This is a genomic window from Enterococcus sp. DIV0724b (assembly GCF_050531475.1).
GTDB lineage: Bacteria > Bacillota > Bacilli > Lactobacillales > Enterococcaceae > Enterococcus_L > Enterococcus_L haemoperoxidus.
Genome location: NZ_CP172890.1, coordinates 1,439,087 through 1,463,621, shown reverse-complemented (window position 1 = coordinate 1,463,621; position 24,535 = coordinate 1,439,087). Strand labels below are relative to the sequence as shown.

Sequence of the window (24,535 nt, the reverse complement as noted above, 5' to 3'; positions counted from 1 at the left end):
TTTCTAAAACTCTGATCAATGAAATAACAGACAGCTTTGTATAAACGTTAGCCATCTAGAACTTCATAATGTTATCTCTATTTTAGGAATCGGACTGATGGAAAAAGAGGATCTATTATCGGAGAAATTTACTTAATTACCCTAGAAACAAATAGACAATAATATTTAGTTTCTTCAACAGATTTCTCTATCCATAAGTCCTTGATCATCTGACTACTGTCATCCATTTGTTTCCATCTCCTTTAGCGTTATATGTTTGATGATTCTAGTCTTCGCGTGTTGTTTTTTGTACAAATACGTTTCTCAAATTTTTTTAAGATCACTTGTCCATCTGAGTAAGCATAGCCAATACGTTTATACCCAAAATGATCATAAAATCCCCAAGCTTGCTTACGACCAGTTAAAAATATGGTTTGAAAATTCATCAGATCTGCTATTTTTTCAGCAAATTCAAGTAATTGTTTTCCTATGCCAAATCCTTGATACCGATCATCAATCGCAACTTGTTTGATTTGAGCTACTGTTTGGCTTCTTTTAGAAAGAAGTAAAGTCCCCACAACTTTCCCTTCAACCAGCGCAACCATATGAATATCCTGTTTTTCATTGACAGGTAATTCTTTGATCCATTCTTTCCCCGCACTAGTTTTGAGTAGCTTATTTCTTAAAAAGATTCCTTGCCAATATTCTTCACTGTTCCAATTAATGATTTTGACCATCACTGTTTTACCATTTTGATTCCTCCATTCTTTTAATTGCTCATTTGATTAATTTCAATGACTTCTGATAGTTGAGATAATTCTGAAATAATCGTATTGACTGCTAGTGTGCCATTTCTGGTTGCTTCGATTTCTAAAAATAGTCTTACTTTTTTCCCTGCCAAATCAGTACAGGAAAATTTTGTGAACGTTAAGCAATATTTATCCAGTAACTGGATAATTTCTGTTCTAAGCATGACTTCACTTGTATTGCTGGCAATAACTGATAGATAATGAATCGAATCTGTTTGTGCCTCCTCTCTTTGAACAGTTAAATCGTCTATTTTAAATGATAAATTTCTTAATAAAATATTGACTAACATTAAAGCGAATGCACATATCATTCCTTGAATAACAAATCCTGCTCCAATTAAACTTCCAACAGCAGCTGAACACCATAATGTTGCCGCTGTATTAATACCAGTCACGCTAAATCCTTCACGTAAAATCACCCCTCCAGCAAGAAAGCCAATCCCACTAACTACTTGGGCCGCGATTCGTGTAGGACTACTATCGTCTTGGATCAACGTGGATAATGAAACGAATTGACATGAACCAAATGTTACTAACGTCATTGTTCTCATTCCAGCTAGTTTTTTTCGCCATTGCCGCTCAGCCCCAATGACCATTCCTGCAAAAATACTGGCGATAATGTTGATTAAAAATTCATAGCATACTCCTTTCTTAGATTTGTTGGTATGTTTAGTAGTGACTCACAAGAATGGAAACTGCACTCTCTTCGTTCGCAAATTACTGTTTCTCAGCTATTCTGTCCTTCAATTCTCAAGTTAGGAATTGATAAGATCGAAATGAAATATAGTCATTCACAGCATTTTTCACTGTGACGAAACTTTGGTGAGCAAGCAAAAACCTTCCGCCAAAACTCAGCGGAAGGTCATAAATAAGCGCACAAAAAAAAGCCTGCATGATCTAGTCGTTGAGTTTTGGCACTATACAACGTAAAAAGCAGAGCTTTTAGCTACCTTATGAAAAGCCTTGTAATCGACAATCCCTGTTCTACCCATTGGCATCTCTCGATGTTTTTGGGCAGTAGCCTGTGTTTGTATAGGAGCCTCACCTAACAAATCTATTTAGTTATCTTACAGGTGAAACTATACCATCGTTTTAAAACAAATGTCAATGTTTTTTTATTTAATTTTTTAATGAAAAATAATTTTTGATTTATAAAAATAAAATAACCGCTGTTACAAAGTACTTATTCACGTACTTTATAATAGCGGTCATACATTTCAAAATTATTAAATTTTTTCAACTTTGACAACTGAATTTCCAGCCACTTGAGGTGGGATCGACATTGTCATCGCAGGTAAGCCGACTAAAGTAAATTGAATCTTATCTCCTGTTTTTAGATCATTTTCTGTGATTCCATTGGCCAATTGTTCCTTCGATACATTCAAAATAACACCATCGTTTTTCATCATAGCACTAATTTTTTCTGGATCTTCAACGGCTTCGACTTCTTTTAAAACCAAACGGGTCGATTGATCCACTGTATCATTTTTTTTAGCATCTTCAACTAAAACTGCTGTGAATACCGATTGAGATTTTTCTTGATCTTTAGTGTTCGATGTTTCATTGGTGGTTTGATCTTTTTTACTGCTCATCGAGGTCTCTTCACTTCCTTTTGATGAATCTTTTTTATTTTGTGTGCATGCCCCTAAAGAAATCAATGTGAACACCGCTACTATTGTCATTACGATTTTTTTCATCGATATGTCCTCCAATACTGATACTTTATTATAAACTATACAAACTATCATAGTCCAATACGATCATTCGTTATTTAAAGAAAATAAAAAAACGACAGAGACACATTCATTGAATTATGTCTCTGTCACATAAAATTTGGATAAATAACAAGGGTAAAATTAAATTCTATCCATTTCGTCGATCATTACCAGACATTGTAATCTCTTGTGCTAAGTAACGAATACGCTCCATGATTCGACGAGCTTTTAAAGGTTCTTGTTCTCCACGTTGGGTCACAGATAAATGTTTCTCTAAATCTTTCAAATTCAGATTTGATGAAAAAAATGTTACTAATTGTTCCTGCATACGGTATTGCAAAATAACACTTAATACATCATCACGAATCCAAGAAGTCATTGATTCTGCACCAAGATCATCGATCATTAAAACAGGGGATTTCTTAACAGCATCAAGTTTTGGCCCCACCATATCTTTACCGATTGCTTGTTTCATTTCGACAGTAAAAGTTGGGAAGTGCACGATTGTTGTAACAAAACCACGTTCGGCTAAGCTATTGGCAATCGCACCTAATAAAAATGATTTTCCTACACCAAATGTACCTTGAAGATACAGCCCTTTATGAAATTCTTTAGCATTCGATGTATACTCATTTAAAAATTTCATTGTTTCAGCCATTGCTTGAGCACGTCCCTGTGACGCCGTATCGAATCGACTTAAACTAGCTTCTCGTACATCTTTAGGCATGTCCATTGCTCGAACGCGTTTTCGAATTTCATCTTCTTTTTGCTTAGCAATCAGAGCTTCCGTCGGTACATAGGTAACATCAATGTAATGGAAATTCAAGGTTAATTGAGGCTCATATCCAGGAGCAATCATAGTTGGATCGTTTAATTGATATTTACGTTTTTCTTGGACAAACTCATAAAGTTTTGAATAACTTTTTTGGATATCTTCGTCTGTCAACCGCTCACGGTTTTCTTCGATAAACTGTTGTACATCAGTATCTTTCAGTACCACTTCAACCAGTTCATTATATCGTTCACTCATATCCCTGCTTTGAATAATTTTTGACATTTCTTTTCCTACATCTTCCATTAATTGCCGCCTCCTTTACTCAAGAAATCCTGAATTTCTTTGTCTAGTCGTGCTTGCTCTTCTTTCGATAGTTTCTGCTCTTCTACCGGATTATCCACCCAATCCGGTAATGTTTCTTGACGAATCGGTCCATTATTTTGTCCGTATCGCTGTCTTGTTTGTTTTTGCTCTTTGCCTTTTTTGGCTATTTCACGTACATGATCTATAGCTTTCTCAGGCGAAAAAATACCACTTTGCGCCCACTCATTGGCAATTCGATTCACATATTCAGCCTTTAATGTGGGTTGTTTTTGTATGTTATAAACATAATTAATCAAAATATTGATTACACTGTTCGGCAGACCAGATTTGCTGACAAGATACTTGACCAAAGAACGCTCTTGCGGAGTTGTATACCCACCACGCTCGTTTTTTAATGCTTCTAAATAATTTAATGGAAAATTTTTCTCACTATCCATAATCATCTGAATATCTTGGGTTGAAAAACCATTCATTTTTAATGAATTATAACGATAGGTTTGCTGATCTTCGGCAGATAGATCAACTGAATCATTTTTTTGAAACTCACTTGTCTTTTGCTTTTTATTAGGATCATAGGTTCTATAAACTGCTCGTTCAAAGTCCTTTACATCGATCTTACTTGTATAATAATCGAAGGATTTAGAACAAAAATCAATCATATCTAATTCTGTGATTCCAAATAAATTATGAAAAATAAATACTTCTTCTTTAAACCCAACACTATTATCCGGCAATTTAATCCCAAGTTTTTCAATCCCTTGAACAAAATAGGACCAATCAAAGCTTTCATTGACCGCACTTGGTTTTTGAGCAGGTCTTGGATCATTGAAAGATTGCTCCATTTGACTTAGCAGCTTACTTTGAGAAATAATTTGTTCTTCTTTGAATAGATAAGCATCTTTAAATCCAACTGATACCTCTTCAAAACCAGTTAAGTTAACAAATTTTGGTTTGAAACGCTCAAATAATTTATCTAACTTTCTTTGTCCTACACTATTCAACAAGGTTAGTGACAATACTTCATCTTTAAAGAATCGTTCAGCTGTTTCAGGATGGTTCAACCGATATAAAAAATGCGTTCCCAGTTCGGAATCATTTTTGACAAAGGTTCCTAATAAACCAATTCCTTCTAATTTCATTCTAGCTGCTTGAATTTGTTTGATGCTCATGTCCATCATCGTAATCAAATCAGCATGAAAAAGTGAGGCACTAAGACCTGACTCTTCAACTTCTGATAAAAGTGTCAAATACAAACTAAACGCCTCAGCACCTATAATTGGTTGGTACAACAGAGTCAGTATGGTTTGTTCTTGATTGGATAATGGATAAGATAGTGCTACTTGAAAAATACTTTTAGGATGGACTTCTTTCCAATTGTCTTTCAAGGAAAGACCTCCTTATTCATTTGTTGTATCTGAATTTGAAGATTTTGCTTTATCTACAATGCCTTGCAGTTCTTTTAAGAAAACACTCATATCTTTAAATTGACGGTAGACACTAGCAAATCGGATATAAGCAATTTCATCTAAGTTGACTAAATCTTCCATAACATATTCTCCAACTAATGTAGTTGAAATTTCATTTTCACCTAAGCTACGTACACGGTTTTCAACATTATCAACGATTTGCTCCATTTGTTCCATGGCAACAGGTCGTTTTTCAGCTGAACGGATCAACCCACGTAAAATTTTCTCTCGATTAAATTCTTCACGATCACCATTTTTCTTGATGACTAACAACGGTGCTGCTTCAATTCGTTCAAACGTTGTAAAACGGTAATTGCAATTTTCACATTCTCTACGACGACGAATCGCACGGCCATCATCAGCTTGACGACTATCAATTACACGAGAATTATTATGATGACATCTTGGACAACGCATAGTGTTCACCTCATTTTATCTTATACTATTGATTTTATAGTTTGTTGTTTATATTATAACATGAAAAACGTAAGAAGCCATCTATCTGAGATGACTTATCAAAGAATTTATGGATCATTTAATTCAAAAAAATCGTCTGAATGACCTTATAAAAATAAAAAACGGAAGTGACTGGGACATAACTCTGCGAGTCATATCTCAGTCACCTAGAATTCTGATAACATCGGAATATAAGCACAAGCTTCTGTTCCGACCTTCTTTTTTTATGTTTAACGAGTCGTCCAACCTGTTTTAAAAATCGTTAATAAAGAATAACATCGAATTCCGAGTAATAAAACGGAATAAACAAATGAATAGACAAACGTCATTAAATACGTTTTTAAATCTCGCTTTGTATAAAAAATATTTGATAAGTAACTAACCAAGATGAAATACACAGCTGCTATAAAGGTTACTCCAACGCCCATACCAAGCTTTTGTTGACAAAGCAAAGTAATCGTTACAATAAAATTATATAACCATAAATAAGTTTCTAACACTTGCCAGACCATCGATAGAGGGCGAATAAAACAATATCTAAAGGAAAATAAAGTCATTATCAAAGCAGATTTAGTCCAACGAACTTGCTGTTTAAAAAATTTTTTTAATGAATTCGGCACATCCGTATAACAAACTGCAGTTGATTGATAAACAGTTTTATACCGGCGTTCTAACGAAATATCCGTTAATAAGCGATCATCTCCAGCAGAACACGGAATCCCCAAAAAAGTTTCTTTTCTAAAAGTTCTCATATTTCGCTTTACAAAATTAGCTCGATGCATGCTTAGTGCTCCTGAACAAACAATTACATTGCCGGTTTGAGACTGTGATGCCCTACCGATTTGAAACGAATTGGAATAAATGATATCCTGCAGTCTAGTCCAAAAATTATCGGTTAGATTACGAACTTCTATTTTTCCGACAACAGATCCTACCTTAGAATTGCTGAATGGACGAACCATTTCCTCTAACGTATTTTCAGTAATCTCTCCATCAGAATCAACTAAAAGAAATAAATCCCCAGTTGCTTGAATAAAGCCGACTTCCTGCGCTTTCTTTTTCCCACTATTCTTATCTAAACGTAAACTAGTCAATGTTACATTCTTATTAACACGATGCACTCCAGTCAGCTCATCTATTTTTAGATTTTTAACTGCTAGAAAAGCTTCATCACTATCACTACCATCATCAATAAAAATGATTTCATGAATTGGATAGGTCTGTTTTAATAAAGTCATAACTGCTTTTACAACAGATTTTTTATCTTCATTAAAACTGGGAATAATAACTGAAACTTTATAGTTTCTAACATCTTTTATACAGGGGGTATACATCAAAGCTAAACTTAATTTTGTAACTAAATAAACGAAATTGACAGAATATAAGATCATTATTAAATAATACTCATTGCTTGATGTATACTTTCTCAATAAATAGATCAAAGATAGAAAAAATAAAAACAACGAGATGTAAACAATTTTTTCTCCATAAATTTTTAATCTAATCATCTCTAAACCAATGTCAAATCATAGAACAACTGACTATTATCAATAATATTTTCTTTATTCTTTTCGTAAAGCTCATGGTCAACTGCATAAATGACCATATCAAATTTTTTCAATTGACAATAATCCCCCTCTAGACTAGTTATACTTTCAACTGGAGAATTAGTATTTGATAAAATAATATCATCATAGGCAACAACTGTCACATTCATTTCTTCTAATTCATTAATCAATGTAATAACCGACGACATTCTAGTATCTGCAACGTTTTTCTTATATGTTATTCCTAAAATCGCAACATTCATTTCATCAAGATTTTTGTCACTTTTTTTATTTGCGTAAGTAATAATTTTCTCTAGATAATAATCTAACATCGAATCATTAATTTTTCCTGCCGTCTGAATCAACGGTGTTTCTATTCCTCGTGATTCCATCAACCATGTCAGGTAATAAGGATCTACAGGAATACAGTGTCCACCAATACCTAAATTTGGTGTGAATTTCATAAATCCAAAAGGTTTTGTTGCAGCTGCTTCCAATACTTCTCCTACTTCGATGTCTAAATTATCCGAAATTTTTTGAAGTTCATCTGCTAAAGCAATATTGACCAAACGGAATGTATTTTCATATATTTTAGCTAATTCGGCTGTTTTCAAATTAGGTACAGTGGACACATGGCTTCCAAAAAATTCTTCAACCTTTGATAAACATTTGTCCGTGTGTCCTGCAACGATTCTTGGGATTTTTGCACTAAGAGATTGTGTATTGCCTGGATCGATTCTTTCCGGGGAGTAAGCGATGAAAAGATCGGTTCCGATATGATAACCAAGCTTGGAAAACTCAGCTACGAGGTATTCTTCTGTCGTTCCGGGATAGGTTGTACTTTCTAAAACAATTAATGAACCTGTTTTTACTTTATTTTTAATTAAATCAACTGCTGATTTGATATAACTTAAATCAGGCGTTTTATATTTATCGATTGGCGTTGGCACATCAATAATGTAGACATCTTTATCTTTGATGCGTTGCGCATCATAAGTAAATTCGGCGCCTCTTTCTTTGATCATTCGCACTGTTTCGTCTAATACTGTATCAAGATGACTAATCCCTTTATTCAGCATATCAACTTTTTCTTCGTCAATATCAAATCCAATTACTTTATGGCCATTCTTCACATGATTTATGACACTTGGCAGACCAACATATCCTAAACCAATTACCACTACTTCTTTTTTCATTATACTCTCCACCATCTTTTATTTTTTTACAATCCTTTTGTTTCCAAAAGATAACACAAATCTGGCAGAATTGTCTATATTTTTTTAAAGATTATCGTTATTTTAAATTATACATATAAATGTCTGTCTTTCCATTCCAAATTTTGTTTTAAAGTAAATAAAACACGCCAAAACAATGTTTATAGCGTGTTTTTTATTTATCATCTTCATTATATATACATTATCACTAAATAACGAAAACAACTAATCTGTTATATTATCAATATTTTTTTCTAATACCCATTTTTTCACTATTTTTTCTGTCTCTTGTATACTTTTTTCATTATCGAATACGATATCTGCCTTTTGTTTTTTCTTCTCAATAGACATTTGACTATCGATTCGTTGTTGGGCTTCGTTTATTGTTAAATGATCTCGTTTCATTAAACGAGCTAGTTGCACTTCCTCTGGAACATAAACTACTGCTACTTTGTCCATAAACTTATCATAGCCTCCTTCATATAACAAAGGAATATCAACAATAACCAAAGGTGCTTGATTTTTTTTGTCGGCAATTTGAGTTAAAATTGCTTCTTTTAAAAAAGGAGAGAGCACTTTATTTAGTTTTTTTCTTTTTTCTTCATCCGAAAAAATAATTTCGCCTAATTTTTTGCGATCTAACGAACCTTCGACAGTTACTATTTCTGATCCGAAGGCGTTTACTACTTGTTCTAATCCAGGAGTTCCTACTTCTACAATTTCCCGAGCAATCACATCCGCATCGATAATTGGAAAATTCATACTTTTAAATATAGAAACAACTGTACTTTTCCCCGTGGCAATACCACCAGTCAAGCCTAATATCATGCCCATCAATCAATTCCTCGCTTTCAAGGTTTGACACTTTGGACAAAAATGCGTACCTCGTTGTGCAACTTTGATTTTTTTGATTGGCATTGTACATCGTGGACAAGGTTTGTCCGTCTGACCATAGACATTTAATGAAATTTGAAATGTTCCAGCTTCTCCCAAAGCATTTAAGTAACTGCGAATCGTAGTTCCACCAGCTTCCACTGCACGACCGAGAACATCAATGATCGCATAATATAATCGTTCAACTTCCTTAGGTTTTAAGGTGTCTGCTGGTTGTTCAGGATGAATCATCGCTTCCCATAATGCTTCATCCACATAAATATTGCCTAAACCTGTCACTAAACGCTGATCCAATAACAACGGTTTAATTGCTTTGTGATGCTTCTTCAAACCGACACGAAATTCTGCTAGCTTAAATTCAGTAGGAATCGGTTCGGGACCTAATGATAAAATCCCTTTGTAATTTCTCCCTTGATTCTTAGGTACTAAAACCATACGGCCAAACTTTCGAACATCAAGATAGCGTAATTCAGTCCCGTCAGTAAAGGTAAAAATTACATGGGTGTGTTTGGTCCGCTCATCTTCTGGATCATGAGTTTCGTATTTTCCTTCCATTCTTAGATGAGAAATCATATCGTAATTCGTTAATTTGAAAATCAAAAATTTCCCTCGGCGATCCATTTGTTCAATTGTTTGACCGATCAATTGCTGAGCAAATAATTCAGATTCTGGTGATTCAATAATTCTTGGCCATAAAATGGTAACTTCTTTAATCGTCTTTCCGACAACTAACTTTTCTAAGCCTTTTCTGACTGTTTCAACTTCTGGTAATTCAGGCAACGTTTATCTCTCCTTAGAAAAAAAGACCGAAACGAACGAATCAAAGTTTTTTTAACTTTTTCGTTTAGCCAGTCTTTTCTTCGATTATTTTAGTTCATTATTTTGCTTCGTACCATGTTTTTCCCCAACTGCTGTCAGTCAACAACGGTACATGTAGGGCAACAGCTGTTTCCATCACATCTTTAACTAATGCATTCAATTTTTCTAATTCACTTTCAGGCACTTCAAAGACAAGTTCATCATGAACTTGAAGTAACATTGTCGCCTGCATATTTTCTTCTTTTAATCGTTCTTGCATATTGATCATCGCAATTTTCAAAATATCAGCAGCACTTCCTTGGATCGGCGTATTGATTGCCGTACGTTCTGCAAAAGAACGTAAATTGAAATTACGTGAATTGATATCAGGCAAATAGCGTCGGCGGTTATATAGTGTTTCTACAAACCCTTTATCTTTCGCATCACGAACAATATCTTCCATATATTTTTTAACACCTGGATATTTTTCAAAATAAGTATCGATATATTCTTGCGCTTGCTTTCTCGTGATGCCAAGATTCTGAGACAAACCATAATCACTGATACCATAAACAATTCCAAAGTTTACTGCTTTTGCTTGTCGACGCATGTTCGGCGTCACATCTTCCGGTTTTTCGATACCAAAGACACGCATTGCTGTACTTGAATGAATGTCCTGACCTTCAATGAAAGCCTCTTTCAAATGCTGGTCATCTGAAATATGAGCTAAAACACGTAATTCAATTTGTGAGTAATCAGACGAAAAAATTAACCAGTCATTCTCTCTTGGTACAAAGGCTTCACGAATTTTACGTCCTTCTTCTAAACGAATCGGAATATTTTGCAAGTTAGGATCAACTGAGCTTAGACGACCTGTTTGAGTCAAGGTTTGAACGTAACGCGTGTGAATTTTATCATCTGGTTGGATTACTTTTAATAATCCTTCAACATAGGTTGACTGGATTTTTGCAATTTGACGATAAACTAAAATATCTTCAACGATCGGTGCTTGTTCTTTCAATTGTTCTAATACATCAACAGCAGTTGAATAACCTGTTTTTGTTTTTTTAATTACTGGCAGACCCATTTTTTCAAATAAAATCACCCCTAATTGTTTTGGTGAATTTAAGTTGAACTCTTCGCCTGCTTCTGCATAAATTTTTTGTTCAATTTCATGTAACCGATTTGAAAATTCAATGCGCATTTCTTTTAATCGATTTGCATCTACACGAATTCCTGTAATTTCCATGTCACCTAAAATTTTTGAAAGAGGTAATTCCATTTTATAAAACAAATCAGCTTGATTTTTTTCAACTAATTCAGCATCTAGCTTTTCAGATAAAAAATGAATTGCGTTAACTTTTCGAGCGAGATGGCTAAAGAAAGCTTCATCGTCTTCCGGTAAGCCTTTTTTCGCACCTTTTCCATAAACTGATTCATCAGAATGGATATCGGTGTAACCATAATGTTGTGCCACACCTTCAATATCCGCACTATTATCATTAGTATCTAATAGATAGGCCGCTAACAATACATCAAACTTAATTCCTTGAGGTTTACCAACATAACGATTTAGTGCAACATATGTGCGTTTGGCATCATATACCGTTTTTTTGTATTTATCTGACAATAGCCAATCAACAAAAGGTTTACTTTCAAATAGTTCTAAGCTATTCGTCGTATACACTTTATTCCTCGTTCCCCACGCAACGCCAACAATAGGTGAAGTATGATAATTATCTTCTAACATCTCAACATACAATGCCATATCGTCAGTAAACATCTCTTCAGTGAATGTATCCACCACATCAAAATGGACATCGTCTAACTCAATTGCTTCTTCTTCAACATTTAATTTGCTCAGCATTTGTTTGAATTCCATTTCTTTGTAAAACGGAATTAATTTATCCAAGTCTTTTCCTTCATATTTCAATTCATCGATATTGATCTCGACTGGAGAATCTACATTGATCGTTGCTAAGCGTTTGGACATAAAGGCTTGTTCTTTATCATTGATCAGATTCTCTTTCATTTTACTTTGTTTCAAGCTATCAATGTTTTCATAAACACCTTCGACTGAACCAAACTCTTTCAATAGTTTAATTGCAGTTTTCTCACCTATTTTAGTCACACCAGGGATGTTATCAGAAGTATCTCCAGCTAAACCTTTCATATCAATGATTTGATTTGGTGTTAAACCATCGTATTTTTCGGCTACATGTTCCGGCGTATACGTTTCTAAATCGCTAACTCCTTTAATCGTAATATCTACTTTTACAGATTCTGTTGCTAGTTGTGTTAAATCTCGATCTCCAGATAATACAACAACATCAAATTCGTCTTTTGGCACTTTAGTAGCCAGAGTTCCGATGATATCATCTGCTTCATAATTATCTAACTCATAATATTTCACACCTAAACCAGTTAACAATTCACGAATATAAGGCATTTGTTCTTTAAATTCTCCCGGTGTTTTCGAACGGCCTGCTTTATACTCTGGATAAAATTCGGTTCTAAAGGTTGTTTTTCCTGCATCAAATGCAACTAAAACGTGGGTTGGATTTTCTTTTGTCATCACGTTTTCAAACATATTGTTAAACGCATAAACAGCATTTGTATGTAAACCATTTTTATTTTTAAAACGTTCTAGGGAATTGTGCAAAGCAAAAAACGCTCGAAATGCTACACTATTTCCATCAACTAATAATAACTTATTTTTTGTCATCTTTTTTCTCCTCATCTTCAGCAAACTGGTTTCCTATCTATTTTAACAAAAATCTACCAACTTTGCAGTAGGAAGGAACTAAAGTTCGCAAAGCTTAATTGAAAACAAAAGAAAACCCGCTCTGCACACTCAGAGCGGGTTCATAGGAGTTCACACAAATGAAATTGATTTCTTGTTACTAAAGTCTTTCTTCTATGTCTTTATAGTACAAGAAATTTGTGAATATTATATGAACGAATGATTTCTAAAATGTAACTTTTTTAGCCAAAAACTGCTTATTCTTACAATTTTTTTATGAAAATCATTTAAGTAACATTTTTTTGATTTACAACTTACGGTAAAATATTCCCAGCAGCACGATAAATTTCATACCATTCTTCTCTGCTTAATACAATATCAGAAGCTTTCGCAATCTCTTTAATTCGCTCTTTATTCATACTTCCTGCAATAACTTGCATATTAGCAGGATGTCTTAAAATCCATGCAGTAGCTAGTCCTGTTGAAGTACAATTGTGGCGCTCAGCAATTTTATCCAGAGTTGTATTTAATTCTGAAAATTTTTCGTTGCCAATAAAAACACCCTCAAAGAAACCATATTGATAAGGAGACCACGCTTGGATAGTCATCTCATTTAAACGAGAATAATCTAAAATACTACCGTCTCTGTCTACACTTGCTTCGTCTGTCATATTTACGTGAATCCCTTGATCGATCATGCCGGTATGTTTGATACCAAACTGTAATTGATTCGCTAACAATGGTTGTTTTACTGTCTTTTTCAATAGCTCAATTTGCATTGGTTTTTGATTACTTACACCAAAATATTTAACTTTTCCTTGTGCTTCTAACTGATCAAAAGCAGCTGCCACTTCTTCTGGTTCAACAAGTGTATCTGGTCGATGAAGTAGTAACGCATCCACATACTCTACGTCTAAACGTTTTAAACTTCCTTCAACAGAAGCAATAATATGCTCTTTAGAAAAATCGAACATGCCCTTACGAATCCCACATTTTGTCTGAATGATAATATCTTCTCTTTTAATTTCGGTCTCTTTCAGGGCTTTCCCAAAAATCGTTTCACATTCGCCCCCGCCATAGATATCTGCATGATCAAAAAAATCAATGCCCTGTTCATAAGCAGTTTCAATAATTTCTGCCGGATTTTCTGCACCATTCATTCTCATACACCCAAGAATAACGGAAGCAGCTTGTAAATCACTTGTTCCAAATTGAATCTTCTTCACTGGAAAACCTCCTAAAATTATATTCACAAGTATATTTTAACACATAATAGTGAAAGGGCTTCATTTTCTAACTCTTTTTAGTAATTTGTCTATTTGTAATATTGCCTCTTCCGAAAAATTTGGTTCAATAAGTAAGACAGGCTGGGTATATTTTTGGTTTAAAGCTTGATAAATAACGGTGGTCAAAATAATATCAGCATATGAAAATGATTTTGACGTTCTAGCGTATACAACCACTAGATTAAATTTATTACTGAAAAAATTGCTGATTCTTTCTCCTAACTCCGTCTCTTTTTCAAGCGACAAATCAGTCATTAAACATACAAAAATTCTCTTTTCACCATACACTGGTGAAATAAGTGAGCTTAATATCATAAAATAACGATAATACAATGTATCTTTTGGTATTCGCTGATAAATTGAACTTTTTTCACCCAATTCACATATTCCTTCAGCAAGTTTTCTCATAAAATCCGGGTAATTTTCTTTCAAGGTTGATCTTGTTTGATTTTTTTCAAAAATAAAGCCTGAAACCAACTCATAATATAAATGAAACCCTAAAAATGATACAACACTTGCCTTTGAATGGCTAAACTTGGTATCCCAAAATACTTGCTTCAATTTATTCGTCGCAACTAATGTATTTGAAAAACAAGTTGTCTTCTTCAAATAATGCTCTTCAATAAGATAAGCCTGCATACTTGAGCCAAAATATGGCAAAAAATGTGCCTGAATAATTAAATAAAGATAAGATAACTCTTCAAAATCCCAGTTTATACTATCTTCATCTCTCTTGATTTTTTTTACAAATTTAGAAAAAATAAAACTATTCTCGATATATTGCTTCCACTCTTCCTTAATCCAGACCTTTTTTCCTTTTTGATAGCGCCATATCGCAATTTGAATGATTCGAAAAAGCGATTCCTTCTGTAAATCATTGATTTGCATCTTAAAAAAATGAACTAGTTTATTCGTTAACTGTTGGCTCCTTTCTTTTTTTAGTAATAAAAATTTATTTTCTGTTCCTTGATAGACAAACCAGTAAAAATGTAAAATAAATGCCCGAATCTGTTCTTCCTCTCCCACAAGTTCATACGTTCCGCGTTTTAAATGAATATCAAATTTTTTTAACCATTCATTGATCTTTTTCACTCGTCTTCTCATACTTGATTCACTGATCAACAAGTTTTCTGCTAACTTTTTCGCCTGACTATTTTCTTCCTCAATAATTGCTTTTAAAAATGTAATCTCTGGCAAACCACTTATATACTGAACTAAGAAATAGTCCACATATATGTCATTGTCTCTTTTTAAGTAGAAATAATCCTTTGACCATCTACAAATCGCTAAATGCTCATCTAACTGATAACGTTTAAATAACCGATTGATTTTCTTTATAGATCTTACTATCGTTTTAGCATTGATACCTAATTCATTTGAAAGTTTCTCTAGTGAACTGTTATTATCTGTTGATTTTAATAAATTAAAAAGCTTGAGCAATTTGCTTGATTCAAAATCAAGAATCTCATTGTATTCCATTTCTAGCCTCCACTCTAAAAAATAAATTTTCTTTATATCGATCGAATACAAAAAAAGTAACGAATATACATATAAAATATACGCACTATTCATTACTTTTTATTTTTTAATTGTGAATACGTAATGTCATAGCATTTGCTGCAACAATTACGGTACTTAAAGACATTAACACTGCTCCAACAGCTGGGTTCAATAAAATTCCCCACGGAGCTAAAATACCCGCCGCAAGTGGGATTGCAATAATGTTATAGCCAGCTCCCCACCAAAGATTTTGAATCATTTTACGCCGTGTTTGCTTAGCCAAATCTAAAAAACGAAGAATATCTTTTGGATCACTATCGGTCAAGACTACGTCAGCTGAATCAATTGCAACATCCGTCCCTGCCCCTATTGCAACGCCAATCGTCGCTCTTACTAAACTTGGAGCATCATTAATTCCGTCACCAACCATCATGACTTTTTTTCCTTCAGTAACATACGTTTGAATGATTTTTTCTTTATCTTCTGGCAATAATTCTCCTTGAAATTCATCAATTCCTAAGTAACTAGCAACTGATTCAGCGGCTACTTTATTGTCACCTGTCAACATTACAGGAATGATTCCTTGTGTTTTTAGATCAACGATGAATTGTTTTGCCTCTGGTTTTACCACATCTCCTAATGCAATCATCGCAATCAATTGATCATCGATAATTAAGTAGCTTAAAGTATTTCCTTGCTCTTGATAGCGTTGCTTCAATGAGCGGTCAAAAGAAATAGTCAAACGTTCTACTTCCTTTTCATTCACAATTTTAACGGCTTGTTTATTAACCTTACCGCTAAGCCCTACGCCAGAAATACTTTGGAGATTTTCTGCCTTGTAAGGAGAAATAGCTTTTTCCTTTAGATAATTCATGATGCCGATTGCTAAAGGATGATTGGCATTGTTTTCTAAAGCACCTATCACCTTTAAAGCTTCTTTTTTTGTGATTTCATTCGTGATCATTTCAATTCCTGTTACGGTGAATTTTCCTTGTGTCAGGGTGCCCGTTTTGTCTAACATAACATATTGCATATCGTTAGCTTGCTCCAATGCATTTCGATTTTTTAATAACAAACCATGTTTTGCAGCAATTGAGGTAGATCGTGCCACAACTAAAGGAATTGCTAAGCCTAATGCATGAGGACAAGCAATAATAAAGACGGTTACCATTCGTTCAAATGCAATACTCAAGTCTTTATCGATACTAAACCAAACAACAAATGCTAGCACACCTGCTCCAAGTGCTATGTAAAACAACCATTTAGCAACTCGATCAGATAGAGATTCTAATTTTGATTTTTCTGTCTGTGCCTTTTTGACCATATCCATAACTTTTGAAAGATAGCTTGTCTCCCCAGTACCTGTTACGCTTATTTCGATAGTTCCGCTCCCATTGACAGAACCTCCGATCACTTTGTCATTTTCCTTTTTTGTGACTGTTTTCGATTCACCTGTAACCATTGATTCATCAACTGATGTATTTCCTTTAATGATTATACCGTCTGCAGGTATTTTATCTCCTGATCGAACGACCAAGTGATCAAATTCTTTGACAGCTTGCAACGATACTTCTTCTTCACTGCCATCTTTATTTAATCGCTTCACTTTATCTGGCAAAAGCTCAGCCATTTTTTTTAAGGCATCACTAGCATTGGAAATTGCATTCATCTCGATCCAATGGCCTAATAACATGATAACGATCAAAGTAGCTAGTTCCCAGAAAAAATCCATCACGTGATTTTGCGGCATTAATTTGTTCATGACAAATGCATAAACACTATAAAAATAAGATACCGAAATCCCCATGGCAATCAGCGTCATCATTGCTGGACTTTTTTGTTTCAGTTCCATTTTGGCACCACTTAAAAATGGTTCACCACCATAAAAAAACAGAATAGAAGCCAGAATCAATACTAACCAATCTGAACCTTTAAAACTAAATTGAAAAGGTAAATCAACTCCCATCATTGGTGATAGAAAAATAATTGGGATTGCAAGAATTAATGACAGCCAAAATTTTTGTTTAAAATTCCCCATGTGCATGGTGTGATCCATACTAGACATTTGCTCATGATCATGAGCATTCATTGAACTATGATCCATATTTTCCATTTTATGAGAGTGGTGATTTTTGTGTGTTTCTTCATTGCTATTCATTAGAAATCCTTCTTTCTCAATTTAAGATTTGTTTGTGTAGTAATCTTACTTTTGAACAATTCTTTATGGAAGCAAGTAATATCCTCATTTAAAGCATAGCACAACATATCTTTTGGGAAAAATAAAGTCTCTTGATTCATAAAAACATGGATTCTTTGCGTATATTAATGTTAAGCCAGGTTATTCAATGCCACGTGTAACTCTTTAAAAGCCAACGGGTATATGCTATTTTCTCTTTGATCCTATTGTACTTTCTATTGTACGTATCCTTGATATATCTATAGACATTTTTTTTAGATTCCTGCTTTATTTCAATGTACATTTGTTTGATTGCTTTTCGATTCGCTTTGTATTTTTTTCGATTTCCTCCAGTAAATCCATAAAATATATCGATTCCCTCTGACTCTTTAGTGAGCGGTGAATGCAGGAATAATTCGTTTTGCGCTTTCTTTAATTTTTTTAATAACGCCTCTGTTAGGTCTCTATCAAAATTTTGTTTTATGATCAGCTTGCATAGTCGTGTATACTCAATCTTGGCAACATGATTGTAGACATGACATGCGTAATCTAACCCTTTATACAAAATATTTGCGCTAAAAGACATATTGACCAACAGCTTATACTGGTTCACACAATGTTCTTCCATTCTTTGATTGTTTTCTTGATGAGGAATCTCTCTATTGAGTTTTTCTAAAAATTGATACAAAAGATGATTTTTTTGCTCCTCAACTCTAATTATTTTTTTCATTTACACTTATCCTCCTTTAAAATGAATATTTTTCGGCACTTCTACTTTTTTGAGTGCATCAAAAAAATATATGTATTGTATCTAGTGTATGTTTTTTTCTGATGTTAAATATATAAAATTTCAATCAAAAACATCGCAATCATCTAAATACAAGTACATTCAGCATAAAAATAATGAATACAAAAAAATGACAAATTGAATAAATTTCGGTACAAAAACTATACCATGCCACAAGAGATATTACAAGAATAAAATGAAAAAAAAACGGTACATTTATTCCGAAAGTAATGATATAGTAGAAGAAAGATTTTTAGCTCACAAACAAGCCTAATGTATATTTAATTTAAGGAGGTATTATTTTGGAAATAGATTTAAAAGAAGCTGGAAACAGAATCAGAAAAATTAGAACGCAACACAACTATTCAATGGCTCTTTTTTCTAATCTGGTTGGAAATTCCAGTGCAAGTACAGTAAATAATTGGGAAAAAGGAAATAACCTGCCAAAAAAAGAGCGATTAGAAAAAATAGCGATACTAGGTAATACAACAGCTGATTGGATTCGCTACGGAGAGTTCATAGAGTATGTAAAGAAATTACTGACAGAAGCAAATTTACAAAAAGACCTTAGTAAAGAGCAGCTTGAACGATTAGTTCACGTATTAAAAAAACAAAAAATTACTTACTCTCAAGACTTGAAGATTCTAACTGCAGCAAATGAATTGTTTCCAGATTTATTTGAAACACGTTATAATCTAGAACTTTCAGAAAAAAATACATCACTGATAGCGGAAGATTCTACAACTTATAGAATTGAAAAAAACGACCGTTACAGGGCGAATTTTCTACCAATGATTGAAGAATTATTACTTGAATCCAGTCAAAAAGAAATCAATGCATCCGTTTTATTTTTAGTCTTTGATCTGTTAAAACGTACCGAGACAAGTAGTCACGTTCTATCGATTCCTCAAATTTTTACTATATTGTCAGAAGTTCTCACTAATGATATAGCTTATAAAAATAACTTCCCATCAAAAATAGCTGATTATACTGAACTAACAAAAGTACGGAGAACAAAGAAACCCTTATCTGAGAAAACTATAAAGAAAAAATACGAACAAGCTAAAAATGATTTAGTCGGTTTACTTGATGAATTTTATTCTGAAAATAACGAAAAATAGTGTTACTTTCTTATTTAGAAGTGGTTTTATTAACTATTACAAATATACTTTCTTATTAATAGTAAGTTTCATATATTACAATTAGATGATACCTTTATTGCCGGATTTTAAATTTCACCATTTTCTATTAATCTTACTCTTTAAGCATGATTATTCTTGAAGGACTATGGTATACTTTATCTTGTGTTATTGAAGAATAATAACGATGACTTTTTTGAAAAGTTATCCGTTTAAAATGATTAATATAAAGCGAGGAACGCAACTTGAAGAAAAAATTACTGGTTACAATTTCATTTATGTTATTAGTAAACGCTGCCCCAATGAGCGTATTAGCTGATGATATCGATCAAAAAATCGAAAATCAAACCAAGAAAATCGAAGATATCGTAAAGAGTGAAAAAGATGCCAAAGACTATTTAGCTACTTTAGAAACTGAGATCACAACGATCGAAACAGAGTATCAAACAGTCCTCTCTGAAAAACAAAAACATGAAAAAGAAATGAACAAATTGAATACAGATATTGCAAATTTAGAAACAAAAATCAAAAAAAGAAATGAACAGTTACGAGCTCAAGCTAGAACCACTCAAACTAATCATGAGCAAGAATCGATGCTGACTGTGTTATTAAGTGCTGAATCTTTTTCTGATGCCATTACAAAAGCAATAGCTGTTAATACGTTAGTCACTGCAAATAACGATATTTTGACCGCTCAAAAAGATGATAAAAAAGAACTTGATACATTAAAGATATCACTAACAGAAACATTAAAATCACTTGAGAAAAAGACCGAAGAGCTTGAAGAAAAAGAAGCCGCGTTAGCTGAAGCAAAACTTGAGCAGAATGTAAAAATCAATGAGATTGCTGCAAATCTTGCAAGTGAAACGGCTGAAAAAGATAAGTTTGTTAAACAAAAAGAAGAAGCTATAAAAAGAAAAGAAGCCCAATTAAAGGCAATTGCTGAAGAAAAGAAAAAAGAAGCACAAGCTAAGGCAATTGCTGAAAAACAAGCCAAAGAACAGGCTGAAGAACAAACCAAAGCAAAACAAGCAGCTTCTGCTCAAATACCTGAAAAAGAAAAATTAGTAACTGCACCTGATACTGGCACTAACGATGCCGTTGACAACACTCAACAAGCTCCGACTCCTCCAGCATCTTCCGGTGGTTGGTCTGCTCCCGTTGCAAATTTAACTATTACAAGTGGATTCGGCGGCCGTGAAGATCCTACTGGAATCTCAGGTAGTTTCCACGATGGCATTGATTTTGGTGGTGCCAGCGGCACACCAATCATGGCTGCTCGATCAGGTGAAATCGTCAGTGCTAATTATAGTGGTATGGCTGGAAATCATGTTGTAATCAAGCATGATAATGGCTACTATTCATACTATTTACACATGAGTAGTTTAAGTGTTTCAGCAGGACAAAGCGTGAGCGCTGGGCAAAATCTAGGCGGTATGGGAACAACTGGAAATTCTACTGGTGTCCATTTACATTTTAGTATTTCAACAGGATTATGGAGTGGCTTTGTTAATCCAGCACCATTCCTTGGTTTGTAACAATCATTCGACGATAAGAAATCAGATTTTTTCTGACTTCTTATCGTTTTTTTAAAGTTGATTATTCTTTCCTTTCATCGATTTGTTTAACCTCTGTTAACGAACATGATATAATAAAGTTAGATAAAGAAAGGTGCTGATTAAAATGATCAATAACTACTCAAACATCTTAGTTGCTGTTGATGGATCTAAAAATGCTGAGTTGGCGCTACAATATGGTGTTGCTATTGCAAAAGAAAAAGATGCTACCTTATATTTATTATCTGTTGTTGACGAAAATGCAATCAGTCATAGTTCTTATGCGTATTCGAAAGTGCTCTCTGAAGAAAAGGAAGCGATTGAAAAAGAACTGCTAAAAAATATTTATTATGCCACTGAACAAGGTTTAGACGATGTGATACCGCTTGTTGAAATTGGTAATCCAAAAGAAATGATTTCTTCTGTTGTTCCTACCAATCAATCAATTGATCTAATTATTATCGGAGCTACTGGTAAAGGGATGATTCAATCCAATCAGCTCGGTACTACGACGAGTTATGTTGTACAATATGCTCCTTGTAATGTGCTGGTTGTAAAATAATTGCTTTGTTTTTAGCTAACTAAACATACTAAGACCAGAGCGCAAACTCATACGTTGATAAGTTTGCCCTCTGGTATTAGTTTTTTCTATATTAATCCATCAATTTTTCAATTAACATAAACCTATAAATAAATCCTTTATTCAATTTCATTACATTTTAACTTAATCCATTTTGATCAATCAGTTCTTTAAACCAAAGTCCACTTTTTTTCAAAGAACGCTGATTATTATTTAAATCCAAACGGTAAAATCCATATCGATTTTTATAGCCATTCAACCAAGACCAACAATCAACGAAGGTCCAAGAATGATACCCGAAACAATTACTACCTTCTTCGATTCCTTTATACAACTGATCCAAATGTTCTTTCATAAATTCGATCCGGTAATCATCTTGAATCATTCCATTTTCATCTAGAAAACGGTCTTCTTCAGCTACCCCCATCCCATTTTCTGACACATACCAAGCTATATTGTTGTATTGATTTTTTATCATCATGGCAACGTCATACAATGCCTCAGGATAAATTTCCCATCCTCGATAGGGATTGATTTTTTTATCTGGCCAATCATAATGATCGTAAAAATCAGCCGGTGAAATCGCTGGTTTGTGTACTTTAATCGGTGCTTGAACACGACGCGGTTGATAATAATTCATGCCAATAAAATCAACTATGTTTAATTGGATCAGTTGTAGATCTTGCTCTTTTACTTTCGGTAGCAACTCATTTTCAATCAAACATTCGATCAATTTTTCAGGAATCTTTCCTAAAACGGTTGGGTCTAAAAAGCTTTTCGTGTTCAATAAATCTGCAAGTTCTGCAGCCTTCAAGTCTTCTTCCGATTGGCTCTTAGGATAGCATGGAGATACATTTAAAATAATACCAATTTCTCCTGAATAATGGCCATCTTTAAAGGCTTTAACTGCCATTGTGTGTGCCATCAATGTATGGCTGCTTTTTTCAAATCAATGATTGCAGGATAATGATAGCCATATAGATAACCACACTCCACATGAACCACTGGCTCGTTAAAGGTTGTCCACCGCTCCACTAAATCACCGAATAATTCAAAACAAGTATTCGCATAAAATGCAAAGGCATCCACTGATTCTCGTGTTTCCCAGCCAGCTTTTTCCATCAGCCACCATGGCATATCGAAATGAAATAGATTAATGATCGGTTTTACACCATTTGAACGCAATTCAGAGAAATAGTTACGATAAAAATCAACTGCTTCTTGATTGATAGTTTTACCATCTGGCAATAAACGAGTCCATGCAATAGAAGTCCTAAAGGAGTTCATATGAATTTCTTTCATTCTTTTAATATCTTCAACGTAGGTTTCATACATCATTGATGTATGCTCCGGTCCTTGATTTTTTTGAAATTTCTCTGGATTCATTTCGTACCATTTATCCCAAGTAGATGGAGATTTTCCATTTAAAGAACTATAACCTTCTGATTGCGGAGCAGATGTTGCTGCTCCCCATAAAAAATACTCTGGAAATTTTTTCATTGGTTTTCTCCTATTCACTAATTTTTAGATAATCTAAAAGCAACGTGCAAAACATCATATTCGCCCAAGAAAACCATTCACGAGTATACTGATTTGAATCGTTCACATTGATTCCTTCATGCATATGGTTTGTTCCGGCCTCAGTTTGAACTAGTGTATCTAAAAGTGCCGCTTTTTCAGATCGATTCCCCGTCGTTAATCCTTGGATACATAATGCAATCGGCCAGACATACTCTTTAGGCGTATGCTCACTTCCCACACCTTTTAGCTCAGTTCCTTCATAGTAATAGGGGTTTTTTTCAGATAAAATCAGCGCTCGGGTATTTTGGTAAACAGTATCATTAATTTCGCAGTACCCTAAATAAGGTGCGGCTAATAAACTAGGTACATTCGCATCATCCATCAAGAGATAATTTCCTAGTCCATCTACCTCATAAGCATAAACTTTTCTCCCTAGATGCTCAACGATTCCCCATTTAGAAATACCTTGATCAATTTCTTTTTTCAGCTGATTAGCCTTTTTTGCTAGTAAATCGTCTCCGTAAATCTCCTTAGAAATTTCTTCTAAATACCCTAAAATAACGACAGCAAACATGTTGGCTGGAATTAAATAATTATATGTACAGCTGTCATCACTCGGTCGAAAACCAGACCACGTCATGCCGGTATATCCAAATGGTTCACCTAGCCCATTGTTAGAAAGCGTATCTTCTGGTCTTTCATCAAAACGCTCAAAACGATAAGGTGACGTTTCATGATGTTGTTCTGTTTTAAAAACACCAATAATTGTTTCAGCCGCACGTTTAAAATCACTAGTGAAATGTTTTGTTTCTCCTGTTTTTTTCCATAATAAATAAGCTAATTCAATTGGATAACATAAAGAATCCACTTCATATTTTCGTTCCCAAACCCAGCCGTTCATTTCTGTTATATCTTGATGGTAGCAATGACCATTTTCAGTTTCATTAAATGCATTGGCATAAGGATCGATCAAGATGCATTTTACTTGGCGATCAACTAATCCGCAAATAAGTTGTTTGATTGTATCATCTTCATTTGCTACGACTAAATAAGGCTTGATTTGAGCAGATGAATCTCGCAACCACATCGCTGGAATATCACCAGTAATGACAAAGGTATCCTTAGCAGTTGTTCTTACGGTTGTTTCTATGGTATTATCAAAACAATTTGAGAATACTTCACTCCATCTAGGATTACTAGATCGTTTTGCTACTTCTGTTTTTATATGCTCGATTACCGACTTTGAATAGTTTATACCCATGCTAATTCT

The 24,535-nt window shown here is 34.0% G+C and carries 19 protein-coding genes, 1 pseudogene and 1 riboswitch; of the genes and pseudogenes, 3 read left to right on the top strand and 17 right to left on the bottom strand.

Going from position 1 to position 24,535, the window contains the following annotated elements; translation table 11 throughout:
• Window positions 1-248: 248 nt before the first annotated feature.
• The 15 genes from IGJ02_RS06780 to IGJ02_RS06710 form a co-directional block, all read right to left on the bottom strand.
• Complete coding sequence (locus IGJ02_RS06780) at window positions 249-716, bottom strand: GNAT family N-acetyltransferase (RefSeq protein WP_430603786.1); 468 nt, start codon at window positions 714-716, stop codon at window positions 249-251.
• Between the two features lie 32 nt (window positions 717-748).
• Window positions 749-1,396 carry an MgtC/SapB family protein gene (locus IGJ02_RS06775; protein ID WP_280512752.1) on the bottom strand — a complete coding sequence of 216 codons (648 nt, stop codon included), beginning with the start codon at window positions 1,394-1,396 and terminating at the stop codon, window positions 749-751.
• 281 nt (window positions 1,397-1,677) lie between these two features.
• Window positions 1,678-1,848: riboswitch (M-box (ykoK) riboswitch) on the bottom strand.
• 166 nt (window positions 1,849-2,014) lie between these two features.
• Complete coding sequence (locus IGJ02_RS06770) at window positions 2,015-2,485, bottom strand: hypothetical protein (protein ID WP_430603785.1); 471 nt, start codon at window positions 2,483-2,485, stop codon at window positions 2,015-2,017.
• Window positions 2,486-2,651: 166 nt separating this feature from the next.
• Entirely contained in the window at window positions 2,652-3,581 is a 930-nt protein-coding gene (gene dnaI, locus IGJ02_RS06765) for a primosomal protein DnaI (RefSeq protein WP_010761068.1), read from the bottom strand.
• Entirely contained in the window at window positions 3,581-4,987 is a 1,407-nt protein-coding gene (locus tag IGJ02_RS06760; protein ID WP_430603784.1) for a replication initiation and membrane attachment family protein, read from the bottom strand. Before IGJ02_RS06760 ends, dnaI begins: the two co-directional genes overlap by 1 nt.
• Window positions 4,988-4,999: 12 nt before the next feature.
• Window positions 5,000-5,485, bottom strand: a complete 486-nt coding sequence (nrdR, locus tag IGJ02_RS06755; RefSeq protein WP_010761066.1) for a transcriptional regulator NrdR — start codon at window positions 5,483-5,485, stop codon at window positions 5,000-5,002.
• Window positions 5,486-5,754: 269 nt separating this feature from the next.
• Complete coding sequence (locus IGJ02_RS06750; protein ID WP_430603782.1) at window positions 5,755-6,915, bottom strand: glycosyltransferase; 1,161 nt, start codon at window positions 6,913-6,915, stop codon at window positions 5,755-5,757.
• A gap of 119 nt (window positions 6,916-7,034) precedes the next feature.
• The gene (locus IGJ02_RS06745) at window positions 7,035-8,267 is read right to left on the bottom strand and encodes a nucleotide sugar dehydrogenase (RefSeq protein ID WP_430603780.1); all 1,233 of its coding nucleotides are present in this window, start codon (window positions 8,265-8,267) and stop codon (window positions 7,035-7,037) included.
• A gap of 243 nt (window positions 8,268-8,510) precedes the next feature.
• A complete protein-coding gene (gene coaE / locus IGJ02_RS06740) occupies window positions 8,511-9,119 on the bottom strand; it encodes a dephospho-CoA kinase (RefSeq protein ID WP_010761063.1) in 609 nt (202 codons plus the stop codon).
• 3 nt (window positions 9,120-9,122) lie between these two features.
• Complete coding sequence (gene mutM / locus IGJ02_RS06735) at window positions 9,123-9,959, bottom strand: DNA-formamidopyrimidine glycosylase (RefSeq protein ID WP_010761062.1); 837 nt, start codon at window positions 9,957-9,959, stop codon at window positions 9,123-9,125.
• Between the two features lie 97 nt (window positions 9,960-10,056).
• A complete protein-coding gene (polA, locus tag IGJ02_RS06730; RefSeq protein ID WP_430603778.1) occupies window positions 10,057-12,702 on the bottom strand; it encodes a DNA polymerase I in 2,646 nt (881 codons plus the stop codon).
• 332 nt (window positions 12,703-13,034) lie between these two features.
• A complete protein-coding gene (locus IGJ02_RS06725) occupies window positions 13,035-13,946 on the bottom strand; it encodes an aldo/keto reductase (protein WP_010761060.1) in 912 nt (303 codons plus the stop codon).
• A 60-nt stretch (window positions 13,947-14,006) separates the two neighbouring features.
• Window positions 14,007-15,485: a helix-turn-helix domain-containing protein gene (locus IGJ02_RS06720; protein ID WP_430603777.1), complete on the bottom strand. Its 1,479-nt coding sequence runs from the start codon at window positions 15,483-15,485 to the stop codon at window positions 14,007-14,009.
• 106 nt (window positions 15,486-15,591) lie between these two features.
• Complete coding sequence (locus tag IGJ02_RS06715) at window positions 15,592-17,664, bottom strand: heavy metal translocating P-type ATPase (protein ID WP_430603775.1); 2,073 nt, start codon at window positions 17,662-17,664, stop codon at window positions 15,592-15,594.
• A 184-nt stretch (window positions 17,665-17,848) separates the two neighbouring features.
• Window positions 17,849-18,412 carry a hypothetical protein gene (locus IGJ02_RS06710; RefSeq protein WP_430603774.1) on the bottom strand — a complete coding sequence of 188 codons (564 nt, stop codon included), beginning with the start codon at window positions 18,410-18,412 and terminating at the stop codon, window positions 17,849-17,851.
• Window positions 18,413-18,771: 359 nt separating this feature from the next.
• Here IGJ02_RS06710 and IGJ02_RS06705 point away from each other — a divergent pair, with 359 nt between their 5' ends.
• The 3 genes from IGJ02_RS06705 to IGJ02_RS06695 all read left to right on the top strand — a co-directional run bounded on the left by IGJ02_RS06705 (window position 18,772) and on the right by IGJ02_RS06695 (window position 21,726).
• Window positions 18,772-19,590, top strand: coding sequence for a helix-turn-helix domain-containing protein (locus IGJ02_RS06705; RefSeq protein ID WP_430603773.1), 819 nt, complete (start codon window positions 18,772-18,774; stop codon window positions 19,588-19,590).
• A 263-nt stretch (window positions 19,591-19,853) separates the two neighbouring features.
• A complete protein-coding gene (locus IGJ02_RS06700; protein WP_430603772.1) occupies window positions 19,854-21,146 on the top strand; it encodes a murein hydrolase activator EnvC family protein in 1,293 nt (430 codons plus the stop codon).
• 145 nt (window positions 21,147-21,291) lie between these two features.
• Window positions 21,292-21,726 carry a universal stress protein gene (locus IGJ02_RS06695; RefSeq protein WP_010761054.1) on the top strand — a complete coding sequence of 145 codons (435 nt, stop codon included), beginning with the start codon at window positions 21,292-21,294 and terminating at the stop codon, window positions 21,724-21,726.
• A 157-nt stretch (window positions 21,727-21,883) separates the two neighbouring features.
• Here IGJ02_RS06695 and IGJ02_RS06690 read toward each other — a convergent pair.
• Both IGJ02_RS06690 and IGJ02_RS06685 read right to left on the bottom strand, forming a co-directional pair.
• Window positions 21,884-23,244 (bottom strand): annotated as a pseudogene (locus tag IGJ02_RS06690) (glycoside hydrolase family 1 protein).
• 10 nt (window positions 23,245-23,254) lie between these two features.
• Window positions 23,255-24,526 carry a glycoside hydrolase family 125 protein gene (locus tag IGJ02_RS06685; RefSeq protein WP_430603771.1) on the bottom strand — a complete coding sequence of 424 codons (1,272 nt, stop codon included), beginning with the start codon at window positions 24,524-24,526 and terminating at the stop codon, window positions 23,255-23,257.
• Between the last annotated feature and the right edge of the window lie 9 nt (window positions 24,527-24,535).